The sequence below is a fragment of the uncultured Roseobacter sp. genome, assembly GCF_947488185.1.
In the GTDB taxonomy this organism is placed as follows: domain Bacteria; phylum Pseudomonadota; class Alphaproteobacteria; order Rhodobacterales; family Rhodobacteraceae; genus Roseobacter.
Genome location: NZ_CANKYM010000005.1, coordinates 267,387 through 285,977, shown reverse-complemented (window position 1 = coordinate 285,977; position 18,591 = coordinate 267,387). Strand labels below are relative to the sequence as shown.

The following is an 18,591-nucleotide window of genomic DNA, read 5'->3' as shown; positions in this document are numbered from 1 at the left end:
GCCCTTTCGGCCGTCGTTCCCGCCAGCCTTATGGCGATTCAAGCGGTCAGGGCAACCCCTGCGCGATGCTTCGCCGACGCCAGGCCCCTGCACGTATCGGTTAACCAAATCTAAACATATCCCACCATTTGTAGAAAATTGTTGATATTAAAGTTCCAGTAACCAGTTTGGCACCGTGCTAATAAACGCTATGGGTGCCTTCGTAACGATTTCAGACTGTGCGCGAGCACCGATATAGGCAAAGGGTTGGGCGATGGACAACGGCGGGCAAAAAACGCACAATGTATTTAGTATGACGCAACGTGTTTCACATACAGGATTTGCACCAATCGCGCAGCTGGAGGCCTATTGGGAAGCCCTGCGTGGCAACCGTCTGATGCCGAACCGCGCGGAGATTGACCCGCGCGGGATCGAGCAGGCGTTGGAATATTCCTTCATCGTCGAGAGAATTGCGCCCGGCATTGCACGGTTGCGTATTGCTGGCAGCCATCTGAGTGATCTGATGGGGATGGAAGTGCGCGGCATGCCGCTGACCTCCTTCATCACGCCCGCCTCGCGACGTCAGCTGAGCGATACTCTCGAAGAAGTCTTTGAAACGCCGGCGACATGTTCCCTGGAGTTGCGTTCCGAGGCCGGTGCTGGCCTGCCGCCACTGGAGGCGCGCATGGTGCTGATGCCGCTGAAAAGTGATCTGGGCGATGTGAGCCGCATTCTCGGCGCGTTGGTTTCAGTAGGTGAAATGGGCCGCAGTCCGCGCCGGTTCGACGTGACCCGCAGTGCGTTGCGCCCGATTGTGGCTGACGCCGCGCTGCCGCCCGCGATCCACAAGGACAAACCTGCGCCCGCAGCCACAAAGAAGCCCGCGACAACGCCTGAGCAGGCCTTTCGCGAGCCCAGCGTGCCGTTTCGCAGCGAGACGCCGCGCCAGCACGCGCCCTACCTGCGGCTGGTGAAGTCGGACGACTGACCGGATTTTAGTACCAAATTCCTTTGATCAGGAAGGCCACCCGCACAGAATGTGCGGGTGGTTTTGTTTTTGGCCCCCGCCAATGGAAAAGCCCGCCCGCGGATACCTCCGGGGCGGGCTTCAATCCAGTCGGGGAGCCTACGTTAGCCAGCGGCTTGATCTCGGTGCGCGGCGCGCCGGTTCGAAAGCTCATCGGCCACCAGGAACGCCAGTTCCAGAGACTGGCTGGCGTTCAGGCGCGGATCACAGGCGGTATGGTAGCGATCTGACAGGTCTTCATCGCTGACGGCGCGGACACCTCCGGTGCACTCGGTCACGTCTTGCCCGGTCATCTCGAAATGCACCCCCCCCGGCACGGTGCCTTCGGCGGCATGCACGGCAAAGAACTCGCGCACTTCGCGCAACACGGAATCGAAAGGTCGTGTCTTGTAACCGGTCGAGGACTTGATCGTGTTGCCATGCATCGCATCGCAGACCCAGGTGACATTGGCACCTTCTTCGCGCACGGTCTTTATCAGCCGTGGCAGGTGTTCACCGACGTACCCGGCCCCAAACCGCGCGATCAGGGTCAGGCGCCCCTCTTCGTTTTCGGGGTTCAGCTTGGCCATCAGCACCTTGAGGTCTTCCGACGTCATCGACGGGCCTGCTTTCAGACCGATGGGGTTCTGGACGCCGCTGGCAAACTCCACATGCGCGCCGTCCGGCTGCCGCGTGCGGTCGCCGATCCAGATCATGTGACCCGAGCCCGCGAGCCACTTGCCGGTGGTGCTGTCGATGCGCGTCAACGCCTCTTCATACTCCAGCAACAGAGACTCGTGGCTGGTGTAGAATTCCACCGACTGCAACGTATGCGCTGTCTCCGGCGTGACTCCGGCGGCGGACATGAAGTCCAGCGTGTCCGAGATGCGATTGGCGATCTCGCGGTAGCGCTCGACCTTCTCATGCTCGGTAAAGCCGAGCGTCCAGGCGTGCACCTGATGGATGTCAGCGTAGCCCCCGGTGGAGAAGGCGCGAATGAGGTTCAGCGTGGCGGCCGCCTGTGTATAGGCGCGCAGCATCTTTTCCGGATCCGGAATACGGGCTTTCGAGGTGAAATCCAGTTCGTTGATGATGTCGCCGCGGTAGCTCGGCAATTCCACCCCATCCACTGTCTCGGTCGGCGCCGAGCGCGGCTTGGCGAACTGCCCGGCCATGCGACCCACCTTGATCACCGGCACCTTGGCACCGTAGGTCAGCACGGTGGCCATCTGCAGCATCACCTTGAAGGTGTCGCGGATCGCATCCGAGCTGAATTGGTCAAAGCTCTCGGCGCAATCGCCGCCCTGCAGCAAGAACGCCTCGCCGCGACCTGCTGCCGCGAGGTGCATTCTGAGACGGCGGGCCTCACCGGCAAAAACAAGCAATGGGAACCGGGCAAGCTGGGCCTCGACAGCCTCCAAGGCGGCCTGATCCGGATAGTCCGGCATCTGGATCCGCGGTTTGGCGCGCCAGCTTGATTTTGTCCATTCGGTCATGTTTTCTACTCCGGGTTGAGCCCGCATTCCTGCGAGCGCTCACATCTCAGCGCTCTCTATACAAAAGCCTTCCGGCAGTGACCATATCACAAATTCGACCTCTTGACGTCGCGTTTCGGTCGTGACCATGTGAGCCAACAGACAGTGGATACCGCACACCCTGTCCCGGGAAGATAAGATCAAGAGACGGCAATGTCCCAGATGCAACCAGCCCTGCGGAAAGATCCGCCCGCCGACAAACCGAAGCGTTTCGTGTTTGTTTTGCTCGACGATTTCACATTGCTCTGTTTTTCCGCTGCCGTCGAAAGCCTTCGCATCGCCAACCGGATGGCCGGCAAGCAACTCTATGAATGGCGGATCATCGGCGAGGGCGGTGATATCGTCTATGCCTCCTCGGGTAGCGGTTTCAAGCTGGATGGGGATCTTGAAGATCTGAACCGCGACGACACGGTGATGGTCTGTGGCGGCATCGACGTGCAGGCGGCGACGACGAAACGCGTGCTGGGCTGGCTGCGCCGCGAGGCGCGCAAGGGGCTTTTGGTCGGCGGCCTGTGTACGGCAGCTTACACGCTCGCCAAGGCGGGGCTGCTGGACGGCAAACGCGCCACGATCCACTGGGAAAATCAGGACAGTTTTTCCGAGGAGTTTCAGGAGGTCGACCTGACGAAATCTGTCTTTGTGGTCGATGGCAACCGTATCACGACCGCAGGCGGCACCTCATCGATTGACCTGATGCTCAAGCTGATTGCCGATCATCAGGGCGAAGAACTCGCCAATATGGTGGCGGATCAGTTGATCTATGCGTCGATCCGCACCGATCAGGACACCCAGCGCCTGTCGGTGCCGACCCGGATTGGCGTGCGCCACCCGAAGCTCAGCAAAGTCATCCAGATGATGGAAGGCAATATCGAGGAGCCGATCAGCCCCTCAATCCTCGCCAAGAACGTGGGCATGAGCACCCGGCAGCTGGAGCGGCTGTTCCGGCGCTATCTCAACCGCTCGCCCAAGCGTTACTACATGGAATTGCGGCTGCAAAAGGCGCGCAACCTGCTGATGCAGACCGATATGAGCGTGATCAACGTGGCCTTGGCCTGCGGTTTTGCCTCACCCTCGCATTTTTCCAAATGCTACCGGTCGCATTATGACACCACGCCCTACCGCGAGCGTGGCAGTCACGCCGCGCGCCTGTCGATCTGATCAGGCGCCCGCGCGCGCCATGCGGTAGACAACCCCGTCGCCTACAGAGATGAACCAGATGCTCCCATCAGGCGCTTCGATCAGGTCTCGTACGCGGCTGGTCTGATCGGATTTGATCTGACCGGCTTCACGTGCCGCATTTCCCGACACCTCCAGCCGCGAGATGTAGTCGAATTTCAGAGATCCCACGAAGATATCCCCCTGCCAGTCCGGGAACATCTCGCCCTGATAGACCAACAATCCCGAGGGTGCGATGGATGGGTCCCAGTAGTGCCGCGGCTGTTCCATCCCCGGCTTGGTGGCACCTTCGCCGATCTTGGCCCCGGAGTAATGCCGCCCGTAGGAGATCACCGGCCAGCCGAAGTTGGCGCCTTTCTTCACGCGGTTCAGCTCATCGCCACCGCGCGCGCCATGCTCCGACGTCCAGAGCTGCCCGGAGGCGTCAAAACCTGCACCCTGTGGATTGCGGTGCCCGAAGGACCAGATTTCCGGCAACACATCTGCCTGCCCCACGAATGGATTGTCGCGCGGCACCGACCCGTCCCGATTGACCCGGACAATTGCGCCATTGTGCGAAAGGCGATCCTGCGCGGACGGGCGGTCACCCCGGTCGCCGATGGTGACAAAGAGCGTGCCATCCGCCGCCTCCACCACGCGGCTGCCGAAATGCCGCCCACCCGAACTGCCGGACGCCATTTCAAAGAGCACGCGCAGGTTTTCCAGCCGAGTCGAATCCTGCGACAGGCGAGCCACCGCTAAAGCCGTTCCGGCGCCGCCGCGTTGAGGTTTGGAATAGGTCAGAAACAGCTCCCGCGTCTGCGCAAAGTCCCGCGCTAGCGTGATATCCAGCAATCCGCCCTGCCCCCGCGCGGCTACATCCGGCACACCCGCCACCTCGCGGCGCACCCCATCGCGGAAATGCAGCAACTCGCCCTCCCGCTCCGTGACCAGCAGGCCGCCGTCCGGCAGAATAGCGATGCCCCAGGGCGTATCGAGCCCGTCTGCCATCGGCGACATCGTGATCTGCGTGTCGGCCTGCGCCATCATCGTCGTGAAGGTGCTGAACAAGACAGAAAGGGCGAGGGCTGTCACTGGAAATCGGCGGGTCATCTGTTGGGTCTCCCTGATTGCGCTTACATTGTGGAAGTAGGAGAAAAGCCCTGTTTCTCAAGGCGCGCTGAGCTGATTGTGAAGGGGGCGAAAAGCGCTTTTCTTTTGAGCACGGCGCGCATAACCTGTCGCCCGAACGTGATGTTCCAATATGGGAGAAAACAATGAAAAAGATGCTTTTGGCCTCAACGGCTGCAGCTCTTGTGGCGACTTCTGCACTGGCAGGTGGTCACGCAAAGGAAGTAAAACTGGGCATTCTCATCGGCTTCACCGGCCCGATTGAATCACTGACCGGCCCGATGGCCGCGGGTGCGGAACTGGCGATGACCGAAGTGACAGAGAGCGGCAAGCTGCTGGATGCGGCCAAGGTGACGCCGATGCGTGCGGACACCGGCTGTATCGATAACGGTCTGTCCACCTCCAACGGCGAACGTCTGATCGCGGATGGTGCGCATGGTATCATCGGCGGCGACTGCTCTGGTGTGACCGGTGCGATCCTGCAAAACGTGGCGATCCCGAACGGCATGGTGATGATTTCGCCCTCCGCCACCTCGCCGGGCCTGTCCACAGTTGAAGACAATGATCTCTTCTTCCGCACCGCCCCGTCGGATGCGCGCGAAGGCCAGGTCATGGCCGAGATCCTGCAGGAACGCGGCGTGAAATCCATCGCCCTAACCTACACCAACAATGACTACGGCAAAGGTCTCGCGGATGCGATTGAAAGCAATTTCAAGGAAATCGGTGGCGAAGTGACCATCGTTGCCGCCCATGAAGACGGCAAGGCGGATTACTCTGCCGAGATGGGCGCATTGGCCTCTGCCGGAGGTGACTTGCTGGTCGTCGCTGGCTATCTGGACCAGGGCGGTCTGGGCATCATCAACGCGGCTCTGGACACGGGCGCCTTTGACACCTTTGGTCTGCCCGGCGGTATGATCGGCGACAGCCTTCCGACAAATGTCGGCGATGCGCTGAACGGCTCTTACGGCCAGATTGCCGGTTCCGGCGGTGAAGGCATCGAAAAGCTGACCGCGATGGCCGGCGACGCCTTTGACGCCACCTCGCCCTACACGCCCGAAAGCTATGACGCAGCGGCGCTCTTCATGCTGGCCATGCAAGCGGCAGACAGCACCGATCCCGCGGAGTACGGCAAGCACATCCTTGATGTTGCCAATGCGCCTGGCGAAAAGATCTACCCCGGTGAGTTGGGCAAGGCGCTCGATATCATCCGCGGCGGCGGCGATGTGGACTATGTCGGCGCCTCGGCGGTTGAGCTGATCGGCCCCGGTGAATCTGCCGGTACTTACCGCATGATCGAAGTGCAGGATGGCAAGAACGCCACCATCGGCTTCAAGTAATCTGTCGGCCAGGGAAAATGAACAGCCCGGAGCGTTGCGCGCCGGGCTGTTCCAATTATACAAGGCGCCAACACAGCGCTGACGGGGAAAACACATGATCGTCGTGGACGATATTCACAAACACTTCGGCGGTTTTCATGCCGTGGACGGAGCGTCGCTGGAAATCGAAAAAGGCATGATCACCGGGTTGATCGGGCCAAATGGTGCAGGAAAAACAACCCTTTTCAACGTGATCGCCGGTGTTCTTCAACCAACATCAGGGCGCGTGACCATGCAGGGCGAGGATATCACCGGCCTGCCGCCGCACACGCTTTTTCACAAGGGCCTGCTGCGCACTTTCCAGATCGCGCATGAGTTCTCGTCCATGACCTGCCGCGAGAATCTGATGATGGTGCCCGGCGCGCAGTCGGGTGAGACGCTCTGGAACACCTGGTTCGGGCGCAAGCGCATCGCCGATGAGGAACGCGCCTTGCGGGCCAAGGCCGACGAGGTTCTGGAATTCCTGACCGTGGAGCATTTGGCGGACCATAAGGCGGGCCAGATCTCCGGCGGGCAGAAGAAGCTGCTGGAACTGGGGCGCACCATGATGGTGGATGCCAAGATCGTCTTTCTGGACGAGGTCGGCGCGGGTGTGAACCGTACGCTGCTGAACACCATTGGCGACGCGATTATTCGACTCAACCAGGACCGGGGTTATACTTTCGTGGTCATCGAACACGACATGGATTTCATCGGGCGCCTGTGCGATCCGGTGATCTGCATGGCCGAGGGCAAAGTGCTGGCGCAGGGCACGCTGGACGAGATCAAGGCGAATGAGCAGGTGATCGAGGCCTATCTCGGTACCGGCCTGAAAAATAAGGACAAGGTGGGCGCATGAGCATCTTTCAGGTGTCGGCGCATTATGCAGAGGTGCGCAAAAGTTTTTATGCCTCCGGCGGGGATATCTCCGGCCAGAAGAAACGGGAGCGGTTTGGATGAGCACTGACCCCTATTCTGATCGCGGCAACAAGGATCTGTCATTGGGCAACCCCAAGGGCATGGGGACCGCGACACCTGTTAAACCGGGTGGCAAGGCGTATGCCTCTGCCGGTGGGCCGTTTCTGATTGGTGAAGCGATGACAGGCGGCTACGGCAGTGGCCCTGATATCCTGCATGAGTGCACCATTGCGGTGGATCGGGGCGAAATTGCGGTGATCGTCGGACCGAATGGTGCGGGCAAATCCACCGGTATGAAGGCGGTTTTCGGCATGTTGAACCTGCGCGAGGGGCATGTGCGGCTGGACGGCGAGGACATCACCGCGCTCAGCCCGCAGGATCGGGTGGCCAGGGGCATGGGGTTCGTGCCGCAGACCTCGAACATCTTCACCTCCATGACCGTTGAGGAAAATCTGGAGATGGGGGCGTTTATCCGCACGGATGACATTAGGCCCACGATGGAGCAGATCTATGACCTCTTCCCGATCCTGCGCGACAAGCGGCGGCAACCGGCAGGCGAGCTGTCGGGGGGGCAGCGGCAGCAGGTGGCGGTGGGCCGGGCGCTAATGACGCAACCGAAGGTGTTGATGCTGGATGAGCCGACGGCGGGGGTATCGCCCATCGTGATGGATGAGCTTTTTGACCGGATCATTGAGGTGGCGCGCACGGGCATTCCGATCCTGATGGTCGAGCAGAACGCGCGGCAGGCGCTGGAGATCGCCGACAAGGGCTATGTGCTGGTGCAGGGGCGCAATGCCTATACGGGGACGGGCAAGGAACTGCTGGCCGACCCTGAAGTGCGCAAGTCGTTTTTGGGGGGATGAATTTTTTGAGGTGCTTTCTAAAAGTCGTTTTCGTATCCGCGGTTACATTTTCGCCCGTGGCAACGATGGCTCAGGCCAGTTCGTTTGTGTGTAATTTCGACACTGAATGCTCGCGGGGTACAAACTGTGAAGCAAAAGAGATGGAACTGACTTTTTTTGTCGATGAGCAGGGCAAGGCCTTCATGCAAGGCAATATCGATTTGGTCCAAGTCATGCCTTTGGCTGGAGATGGCGCTGTTTCTTTCGTCGAACCAGCAGGCAGTGGCATCGTTCAATCGACATCCATCTTGAACGATGGTTCTGCGGTTCATTCTAGACATACAGCTTTTCTTGGCGAATTTGTCACTTCGCAATGGCATGGCAAGTGTTCTTCATTCGGGGGTAACAACTGAATGGACCTCCTCAACGCTATCGTAGCGCTTTCAAATTTCGTGATCATTCCGGCAATGGCCTATGGCTCGCAGCTTGCCCTTGGGGCGCTTGGGGTCACGCTGATATACGGCATTCTGCGGTTCTCGAACTTTGCCCATGGCGACACCATGGCCTTTGGGGCGATGGTGACCGTGCTGGTCACCTGGCTCTTTCAGAGCTGGGGCGTCTCACTGGGGCCGCTGCCAACGGCCCTGCTCGCCCTGCCCTTCGGCATCTTGGGATGCATGGCGCTGGTGCTGACCACCGACCGAGTTGTCTACAAGTTTTATAGGGCGCAGAAGGCCAAGCCGGTGATCTTCGTGATCGTCAGCCTCGGCGTCACCTTCGTGCTCAACGGGCTGGTGCGCTTCATTATCGGACCGGATGACCAGCGGTTTCTGGATGGCGAACGCTTTATCATCTCGGCCCGCACTTTCCGCGAAATGACGGGTCTGCGCGAGGGGCTGGCGTTCAAGACAACGCAGGGCATTACCATCCTGACGGCGGTGATCGTGGTCGCCCTGCTCTTCTGGTTCCTCAACCGCACCCGGACGGGCAAGTCGATGCGTGCCTATTCGGACAATGAGGATCTGGCGCTGCTCTCCGGCATCAACCCCGAACGCGTGGTCATGATCACCTGGCTGATCGTGGCGGGGCTGGCGACCATTGCGGGGGTGCTCTACGGGCTCGACAAGAGCTTCAAACCTTTCACCTATTTCCAGCTGTTGCTGCCAATTTTCGCCAGCGCCATCGTGGGCGGGTTGGGCAACCCGTTGGGGGCCATTGCGGGCGGGTTTGTCATCGCCTTTTCGGAGGTCACGGTGACCTATGCCTGGAAGAAGGTAGTGACCTATGTCCTGCCGGAAAGCATGGCGCCGGACACCTTGGTGCAACTGCTCTCCACCGACTACAAACTCGCGGTCAGCTTTGTCATCCTGCTAATCGTGCTGCTGGTGAAACCAACAGGTCTGTTCTCGGGGAAAGCGGTATGAGTGCCTCTGTGAAAAACCTGATCCTTTTTGCCACCGTCTTCGCGATGATCCCGCTGATCGCGCAGTTTCAGGGCTGGAACGCCGCGCTTTTCGTGCTCAACATGGGGCTGATTTCCGCGATCATGGCGCTGGGGGTGAACCTGCAGTGGGGGTTTGCCGGGCTCTTCAACGTGGGCATCATGGGGTTCGTGGCGCTGGGGGGATTGGCCGCGGTGCTGGTGGGCATGCCGGTGACACCAGGCGCATGGCAGGCGGGTGGTTTCGGGATCGTCGCCAGCCTGTTTCTCGGCGCGCTGACCATCGGGATCGCCATCTTTGTTGCTGGACGCATGGCCAAGGGCTGGACCCGCTCTCTGGTGGTGTTCGGCATTCTGGTGGTGGGGTTCCTGGTCTACCGGGGGCTGTTCGATCCATCAGTCGAGGCGGTGGAGTCGATCGAGCCCGCACTGACCGGCTATCTGGGCGGTCTCGGGCTGCCGGTGATCCTGGCCTGGCCGGTGGGTGGTCTGCTGGCGGCAGGGGCTGCCTGGATCATTGGCAAGACGGCGCTGGGGTTGCGGTCGGACTATCTGGCGATTGCCACGCTGGGGATTGCCGAGATTGTCATCGCCATTCTAAAGAACGAAGACTGGCTGTCGCGCGGAGTCAAGAACGTGGTCGGGGTGCCGCGGCCCGTGCCCTATGAGATCAACCTGCAGAATGATCCGGTCTTCGTGGAGCGGGCCGCAGGCTTTGGTGTCGATGCGGTGACGGCCTCGACGATCTACGTCAAGCTGCTCTACTGCGGGCTGTTCGCCTTTGTGCTGGTGCTGCTGTTATGGCTGGCGCAGCAAGCGCTCAACAGCCCCTGGGGCCGGATGATGCGGGCCATTCGCGACAATGAGGTCGCCGCCGAAGCCATGGGCAAGGATGTGACCGCGCGGCATTTGCAGGTGTTCATTCTGGGCTCGGCCATCTGCGGCATCGCGGGCGCGATGATGACCACGCTGGACGGGCAGCTGACACCCGGCACCTATCAGCCGCTGCGGTTCACCTTTCTGGTCTGGGTGATGGTGATCGTTGGCGGGTCGGGCAACAACCTTGGCGCTGTTCTGGGCGGCATGCTGATCTACCTGATGTGGGATCAAGGCGAGACGATTGGTCTGCAGGTGATGGAATGGATCACCTCCGGAATGCCCGATGGCAGCGGGGTCAAAGCACATCTGATCGAGAGTGCCGCGCATATGCGGCTGCTGACCATCGGCGTGCTCTTGCTGCTGGTGCTCCGGTTCAGTCCGCGGGGGTTGATCCCGGAAAGGTAGTTCAACAAAGCTTTTTCGAAATGAAAATGCCTCTTACCCGTCAGCCATAGCAAAACACCGAACGACAGACGCCTCCAAAAAACTACGGTTGATTGACGTCGGTTGATCGGCCAGCCGAAGCAAGTCCTCTGTCACTTCACTTACCGTCTCGCAAGCGCCAAGAAAATTCCCCCACGCGGCAATATCCGTCCACTGTTCCAGATAAAGGCTTTGATCAGCACGCGAGGGATTGTCCGGAAGACTTGGCCGCTCGAAATCTACGCCCTCCACCCCCAAAAGATGCATGGCGAATATCGGGCCAATCAAATGTATGGAATCGTTCCTGGCATCATTTGTCATCTTTGAAGAGATGTAGAAACTGAAATCGAGGAGTGTTTGTTCCGCTGTTTCCGGGTTCAAGATCAGGTTTCCGAGTGCGCGAAGCTTTTCTTGATGAATTCCCTCGTGCTCCTGCGCGGCGTTGGCTATTTCGAAGAGGAGAGGTGCGTTGCTCGTAGCGACCGGCAGATAAGCGTGAGATCTCCATCGCAATGCACCCGATTCGAGCAAATCCATAGCTTCTTTAGTACAGCCGTTCAGCCAAAGGATTTCGGTCACCCTTGACTTGTCCAATGAGTTTAGTTTGGAAACGTCAATCGCCTGAACAATTTCAGCTGCCGTTCCCTTGGAAAGCTCTTGCCTCAAAGCTCTGCGATCACCCTTATGGTGCAGCAATGCGGCGGACATAAGGTGTCTGCGAAGGTCGTTTCGCCGTTGCTCAACAGAGTGACCACCTAGTACCAGCATTCCAAAATGTGCCCGGCCAGTCCGGTCGGTTTGATCGAGTTGATCAATGAAATCCTGAGTTATCGGCTGCTCTTTCCATGTTGGTGAATCAAAGCACGCGGCCCAAGCGAAGGTCACGCTAAACTGGAATACACAAAAGCAAAATATCAAAAGACGCATAGAGTTACCCTATCCAAACTCAGTCTTTGAACCGTTCACTACCTTCCTTTGAATAATCCCCCCAAGATCCCTCGGACGAGGCGGCGGCCGGTGGTGCCGGAGAGCTCTTTGATCACCGCGTTGGCGACGGCGCCGCCGAGGGTTTTGCTCTGGCGGGTGCTGCGGCGAGAGGTGGAGCGGGCGACGCGGGTGCCGGAGTAGCGGCGGGCGGCGCTGAATTCGCGGGCGAGTGGGGATGCGTCTTCTTCGGCGGACTCTTCGGCTTTGGCAGCCTCTGCGGCGGCCTGGTCCGCGCGTTGCTTCAGGATCTCGAAGGCGGATTTGCGATCCACCGGGTCATCGTATTTTCCGGCCATGTCGGAACCCACCATGATCTCGGCGCGCTCGGCCTTGGTGATTGGCCCTAGCTGTGAGGACGGCGGGCGGATGAGGGTACGTTCGACAATCCCCGGCACCCCCTTTTTCTGCAGCATAGAGGTGACGGCCTCGCCCACGCCAACCTCGCGGATGGCCTCTTCGGTCTCGAAAGCCGGGTTCTCGCGGTAGGTTTCGGCGGCCATGCGCAATTCTTTGCGGTCTTTGGCAGTGAAAGCGCGGAGCGCGTGTTGGATGCGGTTACCAAGTTGGCCCAAGATGTCTTCGGGCACATCCGCCGGGTTCTGGGTGATGAAATAGACGCCAACGCCCTTGGAGCGGATCAGGCGCGCCACCTGCTCCACCTTTTCCACCAGCGCCTTGGGGGCGTCGTCGAAAAGCAGATGCGCCTCGTCAAAGAAGAAGACCAGCTTTGGCTTGTCGGGGTCACCGACCTCGGGCAGTTCCTCGAAGAGTTCGGACAGAAGCCAGAGCAGAAAGGTGGCGTAGAGCCCGGGCGCGCCCATCAGTTTGTCGGCGGCGAGGATGTTGATCTCTCCCTTGCCCGTGGCGTCAATACGCATGAGATCGGAGAGCGCCAGCGCAGGTTCGCCGAAGAGCCCTGCCCCGCCCTGATTTTCCAGCACCAGCAGACGACGCTGAATCGCCCCGATAGAGGCGGCGGAGACATTGCCATATCGAAGCGACAATTCCTTGGCGTTCTCACCGATCCAGACCAGCAGCGATTGCAGGTCTTTCAGATCGAGCAGCGGCAGCCCGTCTTCATCCGCCAGCCGGAAGGCGATGTTGAGGATACCCTCCTGTGCGTCAGTAAGTTCCAGCAGACGGGCGAGCAGCAGCGGTCCCATCTCGGAGACGGTGGTGCGCACCGGATGGCCCTGATCGCCGAAGAGATCCCAGAAGGTGACGGGGAAGGCTTCGTAGATATAATCGTTGAAGCCGATCTTCGAGGCCCGCTCCGTAAAGGGACCGTGTAGCTTGTGGCTCTCCGTGCCGGCTTTGGCGAGGCCCGAGAGATCCCCTTTCACGTCCGACAGGAAGACCGGGACACCCGCGTTGGAAAACCCCTCTGCGAGGATTTGCAACGTGACGGTCTTGCCCGTGCCGGTGGCGCCCGCGATCAGCCCGTGGCGGTTCGCATACCCAAGGCTGAGAAACTGCTGCACGCCATAGTCCGGCCCGCCGCCGCCGATAAAGATGTCTGATGTCACGCCAAAGGCCCCCTTGAAAAAACACGTCCTCTGACCATACGTTTTTAACCTTTGAGGGCCATAGTCAATTTGCCCGGCTGGTGGTTATGTCCTTCCCGGCCTGGGCATCCTCCCTGTCAGACTGGCCGTGCCGATTTTCGGTACGGCCCTTTTTACACGATGATTTTATCTTATCAGTCTCAATTTCTACGACTTTCCGGTTGACGGCACGAAACCGGTTGCGTAGCCTCTCCGCAATAAGTCGGCCAGTCCGACGGGGAGAAGAAAATTTGGGAAGGGATGCGTTGCGCATCCCTTTTCTTATTGAGTGGCCATAGCAATAAAAAACTGGCGGGTTACACAGCGATTTCATGCGCATGGGACTGACACTTGGCTGACCGCATGATACACCGCAGAAAACCAATGAACACGGAGCAATCATGCCCAAGCTGACGTCATTTTATTCCATTGCAACAGCGTTGCCGCTGATCCTTGCCGCATCATTTGCGATGGCCCAATCCACGACAACGGAAGAGACCGCTGATGAACCCGTACAGGAAACACCCGTTCCTGCGGATGGTCTGAGCCTCGGCGAAGAGGCGTCCGAAGGTCCGAAAGTTGGCGAGACCTATGTCAAGGAAGAACACGGCGACTGGAGCATGCGGTGCATCAAGACGGAGGAAGGCGACGACCCCTGTCAAATGTATCAGCTTCTGGCCGATGGCGAGGGGACGCCCATCTCCGAATTCACCCTGTTCCGCCTGCCGGATGGTGGACAGGCCCGCGCCGGTGCAACGGTGATTGTGCCGCTGGAGACATCACTGGCCGCGCAACTGACGGTCAAGATCGATAGCAATGCCGCCAAGCGCTATCCTTTCGCATTTTGCAACAGCATTGGCTGTTACGCGCGGATTGGACTGACCCAGGAGGATATCGACGGCTTCAAGAAGGGTAATCAGGCGACACTGACCATCGTACCGGTTCTGGCGCCTGATCAGAAAGTCGACATTTCACTGTCCTTGACCGGCTTTACCGCCGCCTATGATGTCGTGTCGGTGATCGAGCAGTAAGCTTACGTCAGATCTGCAACGCGGTCGCCCCCGTATCGGGGGCGGCTTTTTTTACGTCGCGCGCAAAGCCAACACGGCGTTCATGCCGCCAAAGGCAAAGGCATTGGAAATGGCAACCTTGATCCTGGCCTCACGGGCCTCGTTCGGGACAACGTCCAGCGCGCACTCCGGATCGGGTTCTTCGTAGCCAATGGTGGGGGCAATAACCCCATCGCGCAGGGCCATGATGCAGGCCAACAGTTCCACCGCGCCGGTGCCGCCGATCAGATGTCCGTGCATCGATTTGGTCGAAGAGATCATCAGCTTGTCCGCATGCGGTCCAAAGACGTCTGCCACCGCCGCGCATTCGGTCTTGTCGTTGGCTGCGGTGCCGGTGCCATGGGCGTTGATATACCCCACTTCGTCGCGATTGATCCCGGCGTCGGCCAACGCACCAGACATGGCCCGTGATGCGCCGTTCTTGGATGGCATCACGATATCACTGGCATCCGAGGACATGGCAAATCCGGCAATCTCGCACAGAATATCCGCGCCACGCGCCCGCGCATGCTCGAATTCCTCGAAGACGAACACCCCCGCGCCCTCCCCCTGGACCATTCCGTTGCGGTTGGCGGAAAAGGGGCGGCAGGCATCGCGGCTCATGACGCGCAGCCCTTCCCAGGCCTTCACGCCGCCAAAGCAGAGCATGCTTTCCGATCCCCCCGTCACCATGGCCGGTGCCATGCCGGAACGGACCATGGAAAACGCCTGGGCCATGGCGTGGTTCGACGAGGCACAGGCGGTCGAAACCGTAAAGGAGGGCCCCTTGAGGTTATGTTCCATACTGACGTGCGAGGCGGCTGCATTGTTCATCAGCTTGGGGACTACGAAGGGATGCACGCGGTTCTTGCCGTCCTCATAGACGGAGCGGTAATTGTCGTCCCAGGTGCTGACGCCACCGCCCGCCGTGCCCAGAACAACGCCCGATTTTGCCGCCAGTTCACCGCTGAAGGTCAGGCCCGACTGGTCGATGGCCTCTTTGGCCGCGGCCAGTGTGAATTGCGTGAAGCGGTCGTAGAGTGACATTTGCTGGCGGTTGTAGCGGCCCTCGGCCTCGAACCCCCGCACCTGTCCGCCGATCTGGATCGACAGGCGTTCCACATCCCGCAATTCGAGTGCCCCGATGCCGCACACACCGGCGCGCATCGCTGCCAGGGTCGAGGGCACATCATGCCCCAGCGCGTTGATGGTCCCTGCCCCGGTGATGACGACGCGTTTCATTTTTGCGTCAACTCTGCTCCGCTTGCAGGCGTTCGATACCTGCAACGATGGAGGCCACAGTGGAGATATCGAAGTCCGAAGCCTGCGGATCGTTGGCGTTGAAGGGCACGGAGATGTCAAAGGCCTCTTCGATGGAGAAGATGCTCTCCACCAGCCCGAGACTGTCGATCCCGAGGTCTTCAAGTGTGCTGTCCATGGTGACGTTGGATGGATCCAGAACAGCCTGTTCCGCGATGATGGCGATGACTTTGTCTTTCGTGCTCACGCGCTCAATCCTCCGGCTTTACCCGCCCTTGGATTTAGTCACTCTGGCCCGATTTGAAAACCGCTTTCTGCAAGGCCGCAACGTCACGCAGGATGCGCGGCAGACGGCGTGTGGCCTTGTAGCTTTCGACGTGGGTTTCCATTTTCACCGCCGGATAGCCAAGGATGGAGCGCCCTGCAGGCACATTGGAGAGAATCTTGCTGCCCCCCCCCGCGATCACGCCGTCCCCGATGAAGATATTGTCGCTGACGCCGACCTGTCCACCGAGGATGACATAGTTGCCAACATCGACCGAACCAGCGATGCCGACGCAGCCACAAAGCAGGCAGTCTGTGCCGATGACGCAATTGTGGCCGATGTGTACGAGGTTATCGATCTTCGTCCGGTCCCCGACTACGGTGTCGCGGATGGTGCCGCAGTCGATCACCGAATTCATGCCGATCTCGATGTCATCGCCCAGGGTCACCGCGCCGAGCGAGTGGATGCGGGTCCAGGACTGCGCTTCCGTTTCCTGCTGATCGCCCAAAGTGCTGCGCGTCGCTTCGACGGCTGAGCGGTCCGGGGTAACAAAGGAAAACCCATCACCGCCAACCCGCGCACCGGGCTGCGCGATGAACCGTGCACCGATCCGGACACGGGCGCCGATACCCACACCCTCGCGTAGAAAGGCGTCTTCGCCGATTTCGGCGTTCCAGCCGATGAAACACTGCGGGCCGATAACAGATCCTGCGCCGATCTTTGCACCCGCACCAATCACCGTGAAAGGCCCGACGCTGACGCCCGCGCCTAGATCCGCCGTCGGGTCGATCACCGCAGAGGGATGAATGCCCACGCCGAACCCCTGACCGGGGTCCATCAGCTTGGTAATGCCGGACATCGCATAGCGCGGGCGGTTGGGAATGATCGCCGCCTTCAGCCCAAGCGCTTCCCAGTCCGCCCCCTGCCACAACAGGCCAACGCGGGCCTGGCCGGAACTAAGCGCATCCGCATAGGTCTGGCTGGTCGCAATGGCGATATCATCACGCCCCGCTGTTTGCGGCTCCGACGCGCGGGATACGCGCAAACTCGTATCGCCATGCGCCTCTGCTCCCAGAGCGGCGGCAATCTCCTGAACGCTGTGGCTTGTCTCTGTCATGGTGCTGCCCCCGGTCTGATCCGGGCGCAGATTTACCCCTGAACGGCGCGCAGCGCCACCCCTGCTTTGGACAGAGCATCCCAGATACGTCCGTCCCGTCCGTAGATGTCACGGCGGAACTGGGTTTGGCCTTTCCCATCCACGAATGCGGTGCGGTAGATGATATGCACCGGCACGGGCTGCTTCAGATCGACCTGCTGCTCTTTGCCGGTGGCCAGACGCGCCTGAAAGAAGCCCTTGGGATCGCTGGTCTGCTTGGCCAGCAGCGCATAGGCAAAATCAAACGGATCGGCGAGACGGATGCACCCGTGGCTGTAGGCACGCACTTCGCGGCCAAAGAGGTTCTTGGCGGGCGTGTCATGCAGGTAGATGTTGTATTTGTTGGGGAACATGAACTTTACCAGACCCAGCGCATTGCCGCGGCTGGGGGGCTGGCGCATGGCAAAGGGGAAGGTGCGCGCCGTGAACTGGGTGAAATCCACCGCCGACCGGTCGATCCGACGCCCGTTACGATCCGTGATCTCGATATGGTTTACAGCGTTCGGGTTGGCCTGCAGTTCCGGCAGGTATTCCTTGGTCACGATGGAGCGTGGCACGTACCAGCTGGGATTGATCACCATGAATTCCATCACGTCGGAGAATTCCGGGGACTGACGGTCGCGCTCACGGTGGCCGATGACGGACCGGGTCTCAAAGGTGACCTTGCCGTTGTCGATGATCTTGGCCGTAAAGTCGGTCAGGTTGACCTCGATATGGCGCTTGCCGCGTTCCTGGTTCAGCCAGCGTTCGCGTTCCATCGCGACGATGACGGATTGCAGGCGTTCCTGCACGGAGACGTTGACCTCTTTCATCGTGCCTGGACCGGCCACGCCGTCCTGGGCCAGACCATGGGCGCGCTGGAACTGCTGCACGGCGGCGGTCATCCTTGCGTCATAGCTCTGACCGGCGTTCCGTTTCATGAAACCCATGCGTACCAGGCGGTCCCGCAGGGCCACAACCGCTGTGCCCGACGCACCGGGTTTCAGGGTTTTTGCAGGAACGGTGGGACCCCACCCGCCCTTGGCCAGCAGGCGTTCAAGGCGCAGTTTCTCTTTCATCAACCCTGTATACTCGTGGGTCTTGGGAGCCAGTGCGCGAAAGAACCCCTTGGGTGAGGATTTGGCAAAGTTCACAAGATACGACGTGCGATCCCGGTACGGGACCTTGCGCACGATGGCTTTGTCAACGCGGCTGGGGATCAGAACGCCGGTCTGCAGATCACGCGCGAACTGCAGAAAGACGCGGCTGATCTCGACTTCGAGAAGGCCGAGATCACGCGGTGTACGCGCGGCTTTCATCTTGGCTTGGAGCCCCTCGACGTCATAGCGGGCAGCAGGCAGGCCGTGATCCCCAGCCGCGGTCAGGGCTTGGATGAGGGCAGCGCGCCGATTGCGATCACGCCCCTTGCCGGTCCAGATACCTTCATAGGCATTGGCCTGATAGAAAGCGGAAATGTCCTTGTCGCGCGCGGCAGCTTCCGCCACAGCCTGTTTGAACGCGGTGACCTGGGCCGCAACAGGTGTTGGCGCCACGTAACTAAAGAGCGCCAACAGCAAGCCTGTTAAGGCAAAAACCAAAGAACGATTGCGCAAGACCAAAGACGGCATAAGACCCTCACTCGAAAAATAATCGTACCGGTTGTGACCGCGCACCCTTGTCATGTCCA

17 protein-coding genes are annotated in these 18,591 nt (G+C 60.0%); 9 read left to right on the top strand and 8 right to left on the bottom strand.

Translation table 11 applies throughout. The features are described from left to right. Positions 1-292 precede the first annotated feature (292 nt). Positions 293-967: a PAS domain-containing protein gene (locus Q1A52_RS19490; protein WP_299783286.1), complete on the top strand. Its 675-nt coding sequence runs from the start codon at positions 293-295 to the stop codon at positions 965-967. Between the two features lie 143 nt (positions 968-1,110). Here Q1A52_RS19490 and Q1A52_RS19485 read toward each other — a convergent pair whose 3' ends face one another. Beyond that, a complete protein-coding gene (locus tag Q1A52_RS19485) occupies positions 1,111-2,481 on the bottom strand; it encodes a class II 3-deoxy-7-phosphoheptulonate synthase (protein WP_300019188.1) in 1,371 nt (456 codons plus the stop codon). Positions 2,482-2,673: 192 nt separating this feature from the next. On the opposite strand from Q1A52_RS19485, the gene Q1A52_RS19480 reads away from it, so the two are divergent. Then, positions 2,674-3,678, top strand: coding sequence for a GlxA family transcriptional regulator (locus Q1A52_RS19480; protein WP_299827600.1), 1,005 nt, complete (start codon positions 2,674-2,676; stop codon positions 3,676-3,678). On the opposite strand, the gene Q1A52_RS19475 is transcribed toward Q1A52_RS19480, so the two are convergent. Then, positions 3,679-4,788 carry a PQQ-dependent sugar dehydrogenase gene (locus Q1A52_RS19475; protein WP_300019186.1) on the bottom strand — a complete coding sequence of 370 codons (1,110 nt, stop codon included), beginning with the start codon at positions 4,786-4,788 and terminating at the stop codon, positions 3,679-3,681. It lies immediately after the preceding gene. Positions 4,789-4,952: 164 nt separating this feature from the next. On the opposite strand from Q1A52_RS19475, the gene Q1A52_RS19470 reads away from it, so the two are divergent. The 6 genes from Q1A52_RS19470 (at position 4,953) to Q1A52_RS19445 (ending at position 10,646) form a co-directional block, all read left to right on the top strand. Next, positions 4,953-6,143: an ABC transporter substrate-binding protein gene (locus tag Q1A52_RS19470; RefSeq protein ID WP_299827596.1), complete on the top strand. Its 1,191-nt coding sequence runs from the start codon at positions 4,953-4,955 to the stop codon at positions 6,141-6,143. Positions 6,144-6,237: 94 nt separating this feature from the next. Further along, positions 6,238-7,020: an ABC transporter ATP-binding protein gene (locus tag Q1A52_RS19465; RefSeq protein WP_299783290.1), complete on the top strand. Its 783-nt coding sequence runs from the start codon at positions 6,238-6,240 to the stop codon at positions 7,018-7,020. Between the two features lie 97 nt (positions 7,021-7,117). Then, on the top strand, positions 7,118-7,942 hold the full coding sequence (locus Q1A52_RS19460; protein WP_300019184.1) for an ABC transporter ATP-binding protein: 825 nt from the start codon (positions 7,118-7,120) through the stop codon (positions 7,940-7,942). Between the two features lie 140 nt (positions 7,943-8,082). Beyond that, a complete protein-coding gene (locus Q1A52_RS19455; RefSeq protein WP_300019182.1) occupies positions 8,083-8,334 on the top strand; it encodes a hypothetical protein in 252 nt (83 codons plus the stop codon). Then, complete coding sequence (locus Q1A52_RS19450) at positions 8,335-9,345, top strand: branched-chain amino acid ABC transporter permease (RefSeq protein WP_300019180.1); 1,011 nt, start codon at positions 8,335-8,337, stop codon at positions 9,343-9,345. It abuts the gene before it with no gap. Then, positions 9,342-10,646, top strand: a complete 1,305-nt coding sequence (locus Q1A52_RS19445; protein ID WP_300019178.1) for a branched-chain amino acid ABC transporter permease — start codon at positions 9,342-9,344, stop codon at positions 10,644-10,646. The genes Q1A52_RS19450 and Q1A52_RS19445 overlap by 4 nt, the downstream gene beginning before the upstream one ends. 33 nt (positions 10,647-10,679) lie before the next feature. Here the strand turns inward: Q1A52_RS19445 and Q1A52_RS19440 are convergent, their stop codons facing one another. After that, positions 10,680-11,372, bottom strand: a complete 693-nt coding sequence (locus tag Q1A52_RS19440; protein WP_300019176.1) for a hypothetical protein — start codon at positions 11,370-11,372, stop codon at positions 10,680-10,682. A 257-nt stretch (positions 11,373-11,629) separates the two neighbouring features. Continuing rightward, positions 11,630-13,177 carry a helicase HerA-like domain-containing protein gene (locus Q1A52_RS19435; RefSeq protein WP_300019174.1) on the bottom strand — a complete coding sequence of 516 codons (1,548 nt, stop codon included), beginning with the start codon at positions 13,175-13,177 and terminating at the stop codon, positions 11,630-11,632. Positions 13,178-13,596: 419 nt separating this feature from the next. On the opposite strand from Q1A52_RS19435, the gene Q1A52_RS19430 reads away from it, so the two are divergent. Continuing rightward, positions 13,597-14,226: an invasion associated locus B family protein gene (locus tag Q1A52_RS19430; protein ID WP_300019172.1), complete on the top strand. Its 630-nt coding sequence runs from the start codon at positions 13,597-13,599 to the stop codon at positions 14,224-14,226. 51 nt (positions 14,227-14,277) lie between these two features. Here Q1A52_RS19430 and Q1A52_RS19425 read toward each other — a convergent pair whose 3' ends face one another. From Q1A52_RS19425 to Q1A52_RS19410, 4 genes are read right to left on the bottom strand one after another with little or no spacing between them, the layout of a single operon-like run. Further along, on the bottom strand, positions 14,278-15,486 hold the full coding sequence (locus Q1A52_RS19425) for a beta-ketoacyl synthase (RefSeq protein WP_299783307.1): 1,209 nt from the start codon (positions 15,484-15,486) through the stop codon (positions 14,278-14,280). Positions 15,487-15,493: 7 nt separating this feature from the next. Beyond that, complete coding sequence (locus Q1A52_RS19420; protein ID WP_300019170.1) at positions 15,494-15,751, bottom strand: acyl carrier protein; 258 nt, start codon at positions 15,749-15,751, stop codon at positions 15,494-15,496. 34 nt (positions 15,752-15,785) lie between these two features. Then, positions 15,786-16,886 (bottom strand): UDP-3-O-(3-hydroxymyristoyl)glucosamine N-acyltransferase, encoded by a 1,101-nt coding sequence (locus tag Q1A52_RS19415; RefSeq protein WP_300019168.1) that lies wholly within the window; start codon positions 16,884-16,886, stop codon positions 15,786-15,788. 32 nt (positions 16,887-16,918) lie between these two features. Beyond that, positions 16,919-18,532: a L,D-transpeptidase family protein gene (locus tag Q1A52_RS19410; RefSeq protein WP_300019166.1), complete on the bottom strand. Its 1,614-nt coding sequence runs from the start codon at positions 18,530-18,532 to the stop codon at positions 16,919-16,921. Positions 18,533-18,591: the final 59 nt, after the last annotated feature.

What these genes read in the sequence shown, in the direction of transcription:
- Q1A52_RS19490 (WP_299783286.1), top strand. Translation starts at nt 293, where the DNA reads ATGACGCAACGTGTTTCACATACAGGATTTGCACCAATCGCGCAGCTG.
- Q1A52_RS19485 (WP_300019188.1), bottom strand. Translation starts at nt 2,481, where the DNA reads ATGACCGAATGGACAAAATCAAGCTGGCGCGCCAAACCGCGGATCCAG.
- Q1A52_RS19480 (WP_299827600.1), top strand. Translation starts at nt 2,674, where the DNA reads ATGTCCCAGATGCAACCAGCCCTGCGGAAAGATCCGCCCGCCGACAAA.
- Q1A52_RS19475 (WP_300019186.1), bottom strand. Translation starts at nt 4,788, where the DNA reads ATGACCCGCCGATTTCCAGTGACAGCCCTCGCCCTTTCTGTCTTGTTC.
- Q1A52_RS19470 (WP_299827596.1), top strand. Translation starts at nt 4,953, where the DNA reads ATGAAAAAGATGCTTTTGGCCTCAACGGCTGCAGCTCTTGTGGCGACT.
- Q1A52_RS19465 (WP_299783290.1), top strand. Translation starts at nt 6,238, where the DNA reads ATGATCGTCGTGGACGATATTCACAAACACTTCGGCGGTTTTCATGCC.
- Q1A52_RS19460 (WP_300019184.1), top strand. Translation starts at nt 7,118, where the DNA reads ATGAGCACTGACCCCTATTCTGATCGCGGCAACAAGGATCTGTCATTG.
- Q1A52_RS19455 (WP_300019182.1), top strand. Translation starts at nt 8,083, where the DNA reads ATGGAACTGACTTTTTTTGTCGATGAGCAGGGCAAGGCCTTCATGCAA.
- Q1A52_RS19450 (WP_300019180.1), top strand. Translation starts at nt 8,335, where the DNA reads ATGGACCTCCTCAACGCTATCGTAGCGCTTTCAAATTTCGTGATCATT.
- Q1A52_RS19445 (WP_300019178.1), top strand. Translation starts at nt 9,342, where the DNA reads ATGAGTGCCTCTGTGAAAAACCTGATCCTTTTTGCCACCGTCTTCGCG.
- Q1A52_RS19440 (WP_300019176.1), bottom strand. Translation starts at nt 11,372, where the DNA reads ATGTCCGCCGCATTGCTGCACCATAAGGGTGATCGCAGAGCTTTGAGG.
- Q1A52_RS19430 (WP_300019172.1), top strand. Translation starts at nt 13,597, where the DNA reads ATGCCCAAGCTGACGTCATTTTATTCCATTGCAACAGCGTTGCCGCTG.
- Q1A52_RS19425 (WP_299783307.1), bottom strand. Translation starts at nt 15,486, where the DNA reads ATGAAACGCGTCGTCATCACCGGGGCAGGGACCATCAACGCGCTGGGG.
- Q1A52_RS19415 (WP_300019168.1), bottom strand. Translation starts at nt 16,886, where the DNA reads ATGACAGAGACAAGCCACAGCGTTCAGGAGATTGCCGCCGCTCTGGGA.
- Q1A52_RS19410 (WP_300019166.1), bottom strand. Translation starts at nt 18,532, where the DNA reads ATGCCGTCTTTGGTCTTGCGCAATCGTTCTTTGGTTTTTGCCTTAACA.